This window comes from Psychrobacter sp. TPE 89C (assembly GCF_055522395.1).
Window position 1 is genome coordinate 1 of record NZ_JBVFXW010000028.1, and the last position, 12,441, is coordinate 12,441.

Here is a 12,441-nt window from a genome sequence, read left to right on the forward strand (position 1 = left end):
AATAAGAACTCTGCGCTCGTGCAGAGTTTTTTTTGAGAGCAAAATCGATTAATTAGTTTTTAATTATATTATTATAATTTCTAGAGTGGATATGAAAAATTTATTGGGAATGGGATTATTATCTTTGGGTATACTTGTAGTAGCTGGATGTGCTACCACAAGCAGTAACTGTCAGCCAACGGACAGTATTTATATGAAAAATTATCAGCAAGCATTGGATAACGGTAATAGTGAAAGTACTGCGTCGCGAATGGCGAAATACAGCTGCCAAGCGCATAACTTAGGCAAATGGGCTGAAGGTAGCAAAGACTCTGGAAACACGCCACAAGAGTAAGCTCTACTTGATGCTAACCGCACCAAATTAGAAACACAAAAGAAAAATAGCGATAAACTTTCATATTTATGGTCTTAATCACTATAAAAAAACCTTAGCTCTAAAAGCTAAGGTTTTTTATAGTGATTATTTAAGTTTATCTCCATTGACGCATTCATAAAACTGTGACTAAATAAGAGTTGGTTCAACAATGATAAAACTAAAACGGATTTGAATTATAAACGTCAGTTGTACAAGGAGTGTGCTATGTCTACTATGATTACCGATCGTACCTATCGAATCGCTCGCGAAAATACGCAAGCCATGATTATTGATGTGCAAGAGCGTCTTACCCCGCATATTTATGACCACGAAAGTATCGTCAAAAAAACAGTGACGCTTATCAAAGGTCTGCAAGCGCTGAATGTTCCCATCATGCTCAATGAGCAGTATAAAAAAGGTCTAGGCGATACATTGCCGGAGATACGCGAAATATTAGAAGGTACTAATGCCAAAAACTTTGAGAAAGTCACGTTTAGCGCTTGCGACAACAATGACTCATGGCACTATCTAGCACAGCAGAATCGCAGCATTGTTCTATTATTTGGGGTAGAGGCGCATGTCTGTGTGCTACAAACCGCACTGGATTTACTCGATAATGGTATGCAACCTGTCATCATTGGAGATGCGGTTGGCTCACGCTTTCCTTACGATAAAAAGCAAGCCATTCGCCGTATCCGCCGGGCAGGTGGTGTGATTACCACGGTCGAAACCATTCTGTTTGAACTGTGTCGTAGCAGCGAAGACCCTGCCTTTAAAACCATTAGCAATTTGATTAAGTAGATTGTGGCATGACGTATAGTTAAGCCGTTAGTATCATGCCTACACTTATAAGTTAGATATATTTGAATGGTTTTTATAAAAATAGCGCTTGATAGAATCAGCGCTATTTTTATTTCTAATATAAGTAAGATAAAGCGCAATCAATCCATAGAAAAACTAGAGAACAGTATGTCAGTAGTTAATCCAGCAGTATCAGCCAAACCTATCTTATTAACCGATTCAACGCACACTGCAGACATCGAGATAAATGACGTCACCCATTTTTTACTAGAGTTAGACGCCCTAAAACGAGTCAATCGCCGCAGCTATGTGACGGCTACCACGCGCCAAGAAAACTCTGCTGAGCATTCTTGGCATTTGGCCATGGCATGTTGGTCCATCGCTGAGCAGTTTAAACTGGATGTCAATCATGAAAAATTACTAAAGCTAGCACTGGTACATGATTTGGGTGAAATTGATGCTGGAGATACTTTTTTATATGCCAGTACTCGTAGCACTGCACACGTAGAAGAGCGTGAGGGTATTGCTCGGTTACAAGCTGAACGTGGTAATGGTATTGCGAATTTAAGTGAGGTTTGGGAAGAGCAAGAGACGGGCGATAGTAAAGAGACGCAGCTGCTAAAAGTGGTCGATCGTTTATTGCCTTTTTTACTCAATCTAAATACTGAAGGAAAAACATGGATTGAGCTGGGTGTCACTCGCTCGCAAGTAAGCGGTGCACATGATTTTATTAAAGACAGCTTTCCTAGCATTCATGACTGGTTATCAGAAAATATTAAATACGCAACTCAGCAAGGGTGGTTGATTGATTTGTAAAGGGACAGCGTGATTGTTTAAACATTTTGCAACTTAGCTATCATTTGCACGTGCTACAGTACTGGTGATTGGTTCAACCAAAAAGAGATTGTTAAATGAGATTATCTGTAATTTATAGAACATTATGTACATCACTGGTCTTGGTCAGTGTGTTGGGCTTGGCACAAATGGCTCAAGCCGCGACCCCTATCAGTAGTGGTAATAAATTGGCGCACGATGCCAAAAAGCAAATTGGGGTTACCACCAGTTACGATCCTGCTTATCGTAAATTAGAGTTTCCGCGTGGTGATGTGCCGATAGAAAGTGGCGTCTGCACCGATGTCATCATCAGAGCGTATCGTCTGCAAAATATTGATCTACAGCAATTGGTCAATCATGACATGAAATCTAATTGGTCAAGCTATCCAAAGAATTGGGGACTGAAATCGACGGACAAAAATATCGATCACCGTCGTGTGCCCAATCTCGAAGTGTTTTTTGAGCGTCATGGGCAGACATTGTCGATTACGGACAAGGACAGCTTTCAAGCGGGAGACATCATGTCATGGCGTTTGCCAAAAGATAATTTGCCGCACATAGGCATTGTCTCGGACAAGGTAGCTGATGATGGCACACCGATGATTATTCATAATATCGGTAGTGGTACGCAAGAGGAAAATATCCTGTTTGCTTATCCTATTCATAAGCATTTTCGATATTAAGGTGCTTTGAATATATTTTAATACTGAAGCGCCTTACAGTAAAAAGCCCCGTTAAGCGTAAATCATAACGCTTAACGGGGCTTTTATTTTTCGCGGCTCTTGTTTTGTGAGTCGGTATTACATTTATTTGGTATCGGTACTGCCCAATAGTTGTCCCATTTGTACAACACTATTGGCCTCCATACTGTCTTGCCAAGCAGCTTTTGCGGCTTTTGGTAGCACTACAATGGCGGTTGAGCCTAAGTAAAAACGGCCCAGCTCATCGCCTTTCTCAAAGCTCATGTCATGGTTGGCTTCTTGGATATTATCCGTACGTGAAATCTTACCTGTCGCTACTGTCTCAATACCAGCGACAATCATCGCTCCGACCATCACAACTGCTGCTTTGCCATACTTAGTATCAAACATACAAACCAAACGTTCATTGCGTGCAAACAAATCAGGTATGTTAGCCGCAGTGGTCGTATTGACTGAAAACAGCGTGCCCGGTATGTAACGAGTTTTGGTCAAAGTTCCCGCGAATGGCATATGGACGCGATGATAGTTACTTGGTGCTAGATAGACCGTCGCAAAGCTACCATCAGCGAAGTAGCTGCCATCTTCGCTGTTAGCAAGTAGCTGCCCGACATCGTAGTAGCGCCCTTTGGCTTGGAGTAATTTATGGTCGTCAATCTGACCGAGTTGAGAGATAGTACCATCCGCAGGACTGACGATGCCGTCAGGAGTGGTATCGATAGGGCGAGCATCTTCTCTCAGCTCACGAGTAAAAAAGTCATTGAAGCTTTCATAAGCATTGAGACTTTGGCGCTCATATTCGTCCAAGCTAACATTGTAAGCCTTAGCAAAACTACGGATAAAAGTACGTTTGACGTAAGGATGTCGGCTGGCAGCCAAACGTCCAGCAACTTTACTTAGCTGTTGTTGTGGGACAAGCTGTTGCAAAGTGGTGAATAAATTCATAATGAGGTTACCAAAATAGAGTTTGATGTAATAATTAATGGGTAAGTTAGTGGCAGCATTTTATCATGGACAGCATGTTATTGTATGAGCATAATCTGTAAGGAGTCAGTAAATGAAAGCACTTATACAACGAGTGAAGGGTGCGAGTGTTACCATCGATGAACAGTGTGTCGGTACCATCGAGCAAGGTGTGTTGGCATATATTGGCTTAGGCCACGATGATACGCTACAAAGCGCGCAGAGAATGGTCGATAAAATCCTGACTTATCGCATCTTTGAAAATGATGATGACCCTGCCAAATATGGTAAATTAGATAAAAACGTCCAGCAAGTAGCCGGTGGATTGCTATTGGTATCACAGTTCACTTTGATGGCAAAAACTGATAAAGGCCGTCGCCCTGACTTTGGTGGTGCAATGGCACCCGATATGGCACAAGCATTGTTCGCACAATTGGTCGCTTATGCCAAAACTCAACATACGAATGTGGCCACTGGTCAGTTTGGCGCTGATATGCAGGTATCGAGCATCAATGATGGGCCGCTGAATTTTTTATTAGAGGTAAAGTAAACAATCAGATTCAATATTACAGATAAGGCATTTCAAACAAATGTCATTAAGCTGTCATAATTAATCCGTTTAATAGATAAAATATAGCGAGCGCCTATCGCCTTGTTTATAAGTTGAGTTTCGTCATCTAACGCTGAGAATACCGTATGTATAGTGAGCAAATTTTGATTGTTGAAGATGAACCTGCGATTCGTGAGATGATCGTAATGACACTAGAAATGGCTGGGTTTGATAGCTTGCAGGCAGCTGATGTATCAGAGGCGCATCAGCAAGTCGTCGATCATAGGCCGGCGCTTATTTTGTTAGATTGGATGCTGCCCGGAGATAAAAGCGGTGTGGATTTTTGCCGAATGCTCAAAAGCGATGAGATGCTCTCTGAGATACCAGTCATTATGCTAACTGCCAAAGGGGAAGAAGATAGCAAAGTTCACGGCCTTGATGCGGGTGCTGATGACTATATGACCAAGCCTTTTTCGACACGCGAATTGATATCAAGAATCAAAGCAGTGTTACGCCGTAGTAGTGCACTCAGTAGTGATAAGCCTATCGAAATAGGCAGTCTGAGCCTAGATACAAAGAGCCAGCGCGTGACAGCCACAGGCAAAGTCATCGAGGTTGGCCCCACTGAGTATCGATTATTAGCGTTCTTTATGAGTCACCCAGAGCGTGCCTATACGCGGACACAACTGCTAGATCAGGTATGGGGTGGCAACGTCTATATTGAAGATAGAACCATTGATGTACATATCAAACGTTTGCGCACCTTACTACGCCCACATGACTGTGATAAGTTGATACAGACAGTTCGTGGTACAGGCTATCGGTTTTCTAGCTTTATTGAACCCAATTAATTGATAATAAAAGTGCCTTGGCAATCGTGACTCAATATAGCGAATAGTGGTAAGGACAATAGATGAGCAATACTATGCCAATAGAAAATAATCAACAGGGCACGTTAGAGCCAAACTCTCAGAAGCATGCAACGGATCAACTTAAAAAAATCAGCAGCGCCGTACAAGCATTAAGAGATGCGGTGATTTTAATCAATGATGATGATGGTTTGGAGTGGTGGAATCAAGCGGCAGAGGATTTGCTGCTATTGCAAGTAACGGATAAAGGCCAAAGCATTTTTGACTTCATCAGCGCCCCTGAATTCCGTCAATATTATCAGTCCACAACGATACCTAACGATGGTGTTCATATAGAATCATGGCGAGATGCTAAGCGCTATTTAAAGTGTGAAATTACACCGTTTGGTGATGAAAAGCTGCTCATTATTTATGACGTGACACGATTACATAATTTAGAAGAAATGCGCCGCGATTTTGTCGGGAATGTCTCGCATGAATTGCGGACGCCATTGACCGTAATGATGGGGTATTTAGAAAACTTCTCACATCAGCCAGATATGCCGCCACATTGGCGTCGTGGTTTTGAGTTGATGACTCAGCAAACAGCTCGCATGAATAGAATTGTAAATGACTTGCTCCTGTTATCTCGCATTGAAATCGAAGAGGCTTATGAGCTGACTTATATTGATATGACCAAGCTGTTGACTCATGTCTATGATGATGCGCAAGCCTATAACCAATCATATGGCCATACCATTCATTTGCAGATAGATACTTATGACGGGCTACAAGGTTCAGAGATGTACCTAAATAGTGCATTGTCTAACTTGGTGATCAATGCCATTAAATATACTCCAAAAGGTGGCGATATATCCATCAGCTGGACCAAGACGTCAGAAGGCTGCAAGTTCGCTGTTGAGGATAATGGCATTGGCATTGCATCGCAGCATATTGAGCGTTTGACGGAGCGTTTTTATCGTATTGATAAAGGCCGTAGTCGTGCCACAGGTGGTACAGGTTTGGGCTTAGCGATTGTAAAACATGTCTTGTACCAACATGAGGCAAAATTACAAATTGACTCGGTAGAAGGGGTCGGGTCCACATTTAGTATGGTATTCCCAGCAGCTTATGTTCGATCCGCTCCTACGAGTTAAGACCGAAAATATTACTGATTTATAGACGGATAATATGCCCTAATTCTTTTGCAAAAATGGATACGGGTTCACAGCGCTACCATTGATGTATATCCCATAATGGACATGAGGCGGTGTGCCTTTTGCATTGCCACTATCACCAACATAACCAATGATATCACCAGCATTCACCCAGTCGTTGGGAGCAATATCGGCATAGTCTTCTAAATGCGCATAGTAGTGTCCTGCACCGCCAGGTCCAACGATGACCACCACGCGACCACCCAAATTATTTTCACCTACTTTGCGGACGATACCTTGCGTTGTCGACTGTATCGGTGTGCCTCGCGCTGCAAAGACATCAATACCTTCATGCGAGCGGCCTTGACTACGCGCAGCACCCCAAGTATCCGTTAGATGCTGCTCTGGCAACGGAGAGGGTAGGCTGTCTTCTGTAGGCAGCGATTGCTGCAATAGACTCAACTGCTGCCATTTTGACACAACAAATGACTGGGTTTGTTGACTGATACTTGGCAGTAGTTTGTCTAATATAAACAGTAGCATCACCAATACAGCAGCTCTAATTAGTACGCTTAGTACACGGCGTAAAAATGTGGGTTTGGCTCGCTGATGTTCATCGACAGGTAGCATAGGGCTCTCTTAAATTTTCTATATTATTGAATACTATATTGTAGAAGTTCTATCCTTTACTTTCTGTATGAGCTTGTTATATTTGGCTTTTATCCCAATAGTTATAGATGTGACAAGCATATTGCTGTTCACTATAACGTTTCTGTTAGGCTATTTCAGCCACTATTGATGACCCATATTCTATGACTGATTTTGACACTGCACTGATTATCGACACCGAAACGGATCAAGGCCGTGATCCACGACCTATTCAAGTTGCGACTATTAATGTGGCGACAGGGTTCGAGTGGATGAAATACTTTAATAGTGGCCGATCTATATCACCAATTGTCATCAAAGTGCATGGCATTACTGATGAGGATGTAGCAGGTCTTGAGCGTTTTGAATTAGATCAATTTGAATTGCCTGAGTATTTGATTGGTCACAACGTACGTTTTGATTGGCGAGTGATTGGTAGCCCCTCTGCCAAGCTCATATGTACGGTGCGGTTGGCGAGGGTAGCCTTTCCAGAATGGAGTGCTTACGGTCAGTCCAAGTGTATCGATCAGCTATTGGGGAAGTCTGAAGCAAGTAGAATGACGGTAGCTGCTCATGATGCACTGGGTGATGCACGCATGTGTTATTTGCTGTATCAGGCTTGCTGCGAACGCCTAGAGATTGCTCCGACGGATTTTGCAGCGGCACATGCTATCTCTAATAAAGCGACCCCTGTGAGTAAAATGCCGTTTGGCAAGCATAAGGGCAAGCCAATTAAAGAGGTGCCTATCAGCTATGTCAAATGGATGATAGGCAATATTCATAACATGCAGCCGTCGCTGTATTCTGCGTTGACCAAGCGTATCAAAGCAGAAGAGAACGAAAGCTCAGAAAAGTAAATACTCCTCTTAACGTAAATATCCCTCTTAATGCTGCTTACTCAGCCAATCAACTGCCATCTGCCAAAGCTCTGGTGCTTTGGCATTGGTTTTGCTACTAAAATAACGCATGTGACCGATATGGTTTAGCCCGAAATCTTTGGGTTCTAAAAAGCGCTTTTCTACTGGTATTTTTGTAAATACGCGAATCATATCATCCATGTTTTTGCTATTGGCGATATCGTCATCGCTAAAGCCCAACCAAAGCGCTGGCATGCTCAGTTCATCATAGAAATGCGTGTGTATACTCTTGCCAAAAGCGGTCTTGATATAGCCTGCGCCATTGCACCAATCACGCCACTGTCGAGCTACACCGCGCGGTAATGGCTCGCCCATGCCGATTTTATCCGATGGTGTGTAGCCTAGCGTCAAGTTAGCGAGTGGAATAAAGGCATCCATAAAGCCCATTGCTTTGAGCTTATACGGCATATTCATGTTTTTGATACGTCCTGATGAGCAGGCAACGTTGAATACGGATTTGATAGTCTTATAATTGGGCATCAACCCAATAAGCTGACCGCCCGCGCTATGACCAATTAAGTGATAAGTTGCATCAGAGAACTCATCTTGTAGGGCATCGAGGACGGCTGGCATGTCATGGCGACCCCAACTAATTAAAGACGCATCACATTTAGATAACTCAGAGGAAAGCGATTCGCCAATGCCTTCATTATCAAACGTCAGTACGCCAAAGCCGTGTTCTGCTAAGTAGGTCGCAAAGCTATGGTAAAACTGGCGTTTGATGCCAGTAGCAGGTGCTATCATAATCGCTGTTTTTATTGTTTTTGCAGGGCGGTAAACGGTCGCTGCTAATGCCTTATTACGGTCTGTCATGATGCTTAGAGAGTAAACATCTATTTGAGAGTCAGTATTTATTTGATTATTGATAGGGCTGTTTTCCATGGTTTGACCTTAGTTTTTTTATCATTGCGTTTTATGAGTAAATGAGAGCTAACCGTCTCGGGCATGTAGTCATTGCGTAGTGATAAATCGTTGCTGATATCTGACAGGGTTGCTTATGTTAAAATAAATCCTAGTGAGGAAGGCACTCGAAGATGACTTCCAAGTTCTATTTTTTTTATTTTAAATGCTATTATCTATCAAGGTTTTCGTAAAAATCTATTTTTGAATTGAGGGCATGCCCCAGTATACATACACTTTTTAATAACTAAATTTTTAATCAATAGACATTCAATAAAAACAATCGATGTAACATTAAGGAAGCTATATGCAAATGAAGATTAATAACGATACGTATGAAGTTATCACTAGCCAAGACATCACTAACATTGAGCAAGCAGTGAATAAATCAGCATTGACGATGCCATTAGTGGCAGTGTATTGCGGTTCGCGTCTCGGTAATAAAGAAGTCTATGAGCAAGCAGCACGCGAGCTAGGTCGTGAGTTAGCAGATAACGGTATGGGTTTGGTCTACGGTGGTGCTAGTATTGGGCTAATGGGTGCCGTTGCAGATGAAGTGATCAAGGGCGGTGCACAAGCGATTGGAGTGATTCCAACCTTTATGCTCAAACATGAGATTGCTCATGAACAGCTAACTTGTTTACACTTGACCGATACCATGCACACTCGAAAAACAGTGATGGCAGAGTATGCGGATGCCTTCATTACACTGCCTGGTGGTCTTGGTACATTAGAAGAAATCATGGAGATTGCTACTTGGCGTCAGCTATATCAGCATGAAAAGCCGATGATCATCCTCAATATCAATGGTTTTTATGATCGTATGGTTGAACATTTAAAATATACTACTGACCAAGGTTTTATGAAGCAAGAAGATCTTGAGCGTTTGGTGGTGTGCAATACGATTGATGAAGCCATTGACCTGTTAAAAACCGTAGTAACTATCGATAGTGCTGTCGATACAGAAAAAATGGCTGGTAATTAAGTTCGAGCCTATGCGGTATTTAGCTTGTAATAGATTCAAGTTATAAATAGCACAAAACAATCAAGCGTAGATGTATAAAAAAAGAGAGAGTAGCTAATAATATGCCACTCTCTCTCTCTCTTTTTTACTCGATTTTCAAATAGCCAATGATAAAGCTTAAGATAAGCCTGATACCGTATGTCATTTATATGTATATGAGATTGACTATACCGTATCTAAATCCTTCTTAGGAATACTATGGTTCACGCCCGCCATCGCTATGGGAAAGCCGCGTTCTTCAGCCAAACCACGAGCGACTCTATCAATGGTCATACTATCGTTGTGTGTTAGATAAGACCATTCGTGAGCATCGCGATTTCGACTCGCAGGCGTATCAGGATTAACCAAGCCAAGTTTGGTCAACTCGTCAACGATTTGATCAGCAGCGATTAGAGTCGATGACGCTTTGACATTTTCAGCACGTGCATAACGGATATTAGAATACAGGCTCACATCAGCGACTCGCAAGGTGTCATCTTGCCCGGGTATTTGCTGCCCGCCATATAGCGCATTACCAACTGTACGCGCGCTATGGAAGGTCGGTACAAACTCAGCCACGTAATCAATCGATTGTTGGCTGCGAGCTTGTAATGGTGCCTTGTCCCAGCCATCTTCGATATAGTGCACATATTGCGGTGGCAATTTGGGTTGAGCACTGTCTTTGCTAGAAGCGACCAATCCATCATCGAATAAAGTAATGAATTTACTCATGCCATGTATTTGAAAGTAGCCACCTGGATAAGGGGTCAACTGCGCCATGCCTTCTGGTGTGCCTCGATTGCCATAGACGATAATCTCTGGTATCTGTCCACCAGCATTATCCCAATGCGTAATATAAGAGGATTTAAACTCGACCATGCGAGTCACTTTGACACCGACCATATCGTCGATCACACCAGTACGAAAGCCGCAAGCATTGATCAAGTAATCTACTTCGATAGACTCAGTTTGAGGCTTTGATTTGAGGGCTGATTCGTAACCAGCAGCTTGTTGATAGTCGATACGCCATTTGGTGACATGGTGATCCGCGTTTGAGCAGTTTTCACAGTCGACAGGCATGACTTGCTGTACTTGAGTATCGGTAAAGACATGGGCATGGTCATAATCTGCTAATGCCAACTGTGCAGAGGCCGCTAAGCGAAAGATGTTCCAGCCATACTCTTGTACGACGATCAATGGAAATTTGACTTTGTTCAGATCCAGATATTTGGCGACTGGTATCATCCATTCGTCAACGGTCGTTGGTACAGCAACTTGCTCACGCTCGGACAGCTCAATCAATTGCTCATGGCTATAGAGCTGATAGTAGTCTTCTGGCTCACCCAGTACTTTATTATTGTCGTCTTGAGCGATAAGCTCCCGATAGGCATCGGTCAATATATCGAGGCGTGGGAGCAAGTCTTCGGGCAAGCCACCGTCTCGTGTCGGCACGGCAAATACGGTTGGACGTACGTCAATGGTGTAAGGATAAAGACGCAAAATATCGATGCATTGTTTTAGTAGGGCGACACAGTCCTCATCAGGTATCTCGCGATATAGATTGCCCCCTGCATGTAGATGACACATCGGTGGGCCATCAATCAGTGATTTGTTTTTTTCAAATAAATAGGTCTCAATCCCTAACGCTGCAAGGCGAATAGCAATAGTTGCTCCGGCCGTACCACCACCTAGAATACCGACGCGTTTGGTAGGATGCGTTTGATTTTTGATAACAGATTGAGTCATTTTCGTTGTTATATCCTTAATAGCATTCACAGCAAATAGTGCTCGATGTATTCATTAACTATCTGGTGTCTAAATAACTTATAACTGTTGATATGCGTGCAAAGTTGCCAACTTCAATATGCATATTAATCCGCAGTAGTAATATTTTCTATTGTGTAGTAACTCTTAAACTCTATAGCGTTATTTTACGAAAAACTACAACTGATATGACGGCAAATAAGTAAGTGAATACATGAGTTTTGTCAACGAGTAGGTAGGATTGTCTGTCCAGTGCGATGGATTTGTTGGCTTGTTCCGTAGGATATAAGCAGTTTTGTAAAGACCACTCTGTATAAAAACAACTGTCCATATGCACATGCTATATTGAATAGCTTGAAGTCAGGATTGGGTCATTTTTGCTTTTACTCAAATCACATGTAATCAAAGCACATGTACTCAAATGATATGTACTCAAGTCGTATAATCGTAAGCAAACTCTAAATAAAATTAACCATGACAATAACAAGGACGTTATCATGAAACGTATGCTCATATTATCGGCGTTGACAGGTGTTTTGACGCTCACTGGTTGTTCAACGTTAAACAATGTAATAGGGAAGGATGGTTCTGGCATGCATGAAGTGCAGGCTACTAATAATACGGCACCTATTACGAGCAAAAACGGTATGTTGGTTGATGCGAACAATCACATGACCATATATACTTTTGATAAAGATGCCATGGGTAAATCAGAATGTGGCGCTGCGTGTTTACTAGTATGGCCAGCATTTTTAGCACCTGATAATGCGAAAGCCTCAGGTCAGTTTGCTGCATTTCAGCGCGAAGATGGTAAGTATCAATGGGCCATGAATGGCAAACCTTTGTACTTCTATGCCAATGATACTCAGGTAGGTGATAAAGATGGCGATAATAAACTGGGTGTTTGGCACATCGTTAAAATGAAATAAACACACTTAACCTTAAGTCAAAAAAAGCAGCCATCATCGTGGCTGCTTTTTTGTTTGCTGATACTTGCTGAGAG

14 protein-coding genes are annotated in these 12,441 nt (G+C 42.4%); 10 read left to right on the forward strand and 4 right to left on the reverse strand.

Going from position 1 to position 12,441, the window contains the following annotated elements:
* Positions 1-91: 91 nt before the first annotated feature.
* The 4 genes from ACZW67_RS09440 to ACZW67_RS09455 all read left to right on the forward strand — a co-directional run bounded on the left by ACZW67_RS09440 (position 92) and on the right by ACZW67_RS09455 (position 2,673).
* Entirely contained in the window at positions 92-334 is a 243-nt protein-coding gene (locus ACZW67_RS09440) for a hypothetical protein (protein WP_465183045.1), read from the forward strand.
* Between the two features lie 246 nt (positions 335-580).
* Positions 581-1,156, forward strand: a complete 576-nt coding sequence (locus ACZW67_RS09445; protein ID WP_465183046.1) for an isochorismatase family protein — start codon at positions 581-583, stop codon at positions 1,154-1,156.
* A gap of 168 nt (positions 1,157-1,324) precedes the next feature.
* The gene (locus ACZW67_RS09450; RefSeq protein WP_465183047.1) at positions 1,325-1,972 is read left to right on the forward strand and encodes an HD domain-containing protein; all 648 of its coding nucleotides are present in this window, start codon (positions 1,325-1,327) and stop codon (positions 1,970-1,972) included.
* A gap of 95 nt (positions 1,973-2,067) precedes the next feature.
* A complete protein-coding gene (locus ACZW67_RS09455; protein WP_465183048.1) occupies positions 2,068-2,673 on the forward strand; it encodes a DUF1287 domain-containing protein in 606 nt (201 codons plus the stop codon).
* A 123-nt stretch (positions 2,674-2,796) separates the two neighbouring features.
* On the opposite strand, the gene asd is transcribed toward ACZW67_RS09455, so the two are convergent.
* Positions 2,797-3,633, reverse strand: a complete 837-nt coding sequence (gene asd, locus ACZW67_RS09460) for an archaetidylserine decarboxylase (protein WP_465183049.1) — start codon at positions 3,631-3,633, stop codon at positions 2,797-2,799.
* A 112-nt stretch (positions 3,634-3,745) separates the two neighbouring features.
* Here asd and dtd point away from each other — a divergent pair, with 112 nt between their 5' ends.
* The 3 genes from dtd to phoR all read left to right on the forward strand — a co-directional run bounded on the left by dtd (position 3,746) and on the right by phoR (position 6,206).
* Positions 3,746-4,201, forward strand: a complete 456-nt coding sequence (dtd, locus tag ACZW67_RS09465; RefSeq protein WP_197102501.1) for a D-aminoacyl-tRNA deacylase — start codon at positions 3,746-3,748, stop codon at positions 4,199-4,201.
* A gap of 146 nt (positions 4,202-4,347) precedes the next feature.
* Positions 4,348-5,052, forward strand: coding sequence for a phosphate regulon transcriptional regulator PhoB (phoB, locus tag ACZW67_RS09470; RefSeq protein ID WP_465183050.1), 705 nt, complete (start codon positions 4,348-4,350; stop codon positions 5,050-5,052).
* 62 nt (positions 5,053-5,114) lie between these two features.
* Positions 5,115-6,206, forward strand: coding sequence for a phosphate regulon sensor histidine kinase PhoR (phoR, locus tag ACZW67_RS09475; protein ID WP_465183051.1), 1,092 nt, complete (start codon positions 5,115-5,117; stop codon positions 6,204-6,206).
* A gap of 39 nt (positions 6,207-6,245) precedes the next feature.
* Here phoR and ACZW67_RS09480 read toward each other — a convergent pair whose 3' ends face one another.
* On the reverse strand, positions 6,246-6,836 hold the full coding sequence (locus tag ACZW67_RS09480; protein WP_465183052.1) for a M23 family metallopeptidase: 591 nt from the start codon (positions 6,834-6,836) through the stop codon (positions 6,246-6,248).
* Between the two features lie 182 nt (positions 6,837-7,018).
* On the opposite strand from ACZW67_RS09480, the gene ACZW67_RS09485 reads away from it, so the two are divergent.
* Complete coding sequence (locus ACZW67_RS09485; protein ID WP_465183053.1) at positions 7,019-7,711, forward strand: 3'-5' exonuclease; 693 nt, start codon at positions 7,019-7,021, stop codon at positions 7,709-7,711.
* A 27-nt stretch (positions 7,712-7,738) separates the two neighbouring features.
* Here the strand turns inward: ACZW67_RS09485 and ACZW67_RS09490 are convergent, their stop codons facing one another.
* A complete protein-coding gene (locus tag ACZW67_RS09490) occupies positions 7,739-8,653 on the reverse strand; it encodes an alpha/beta hydrolase family protein (RefSeq protein WP_465183054.1) in 915 nt (304 codons plus the stop codon).
* A 325-nt stretch (positions 8,654-8,978) separates the two neighbouring features.
* Between ACZW67_RS09490 and ACZW67_RS09495 the strand changes: the two genes are divergently transcribed.
* Positions 8,979-9,656, forward strand: coding sequence for an LOG family protein (locus tag ACZW67_RS09495; protein ID WP_465183055.1), 678 nt, complete (start codon positions 8,979-8,981; stop codon positions 9,654-9,656).
* A gap of 204 nt (positions 9,657-9,860) precedes the next feature.
* On the opposite strand, the gene ACZW67_RS09500 is transcribed toward ACZW67_RS09495, so the two are convergent.
* Positions 9,861-11,420, reverse strand: a complete 1,560-nt coding sequence (locus ACZW67_RS09500) for an FAD-dependent oxidoreductase (protein ID WP_465183056.1) — start codon at positions 11,418-11,420, stop codon at positions 9,861-9,863.
* A 515-nt stretch (positions 11,421-11,935) separates the two neighbouring features.
* On the opposite strand from ACZW67_RS09500, the gene ACZW67_RS09505 reads away from it, so the two are divergent.
* On the forward strand, positions 11,936-12,367 hold the full coding sequence (locus ACZW67_RS09505; RefSeq protein ID WP_465183057.1) for a COG4315 family predicted lipoprotein: 432 nt from the start codon (positions 11,936-11,938) through the stop codon (positions 12,365-12,367).
* The last annotated feature ends 74 nt before the right edge of the window (positions 12,368-12,441 follow it).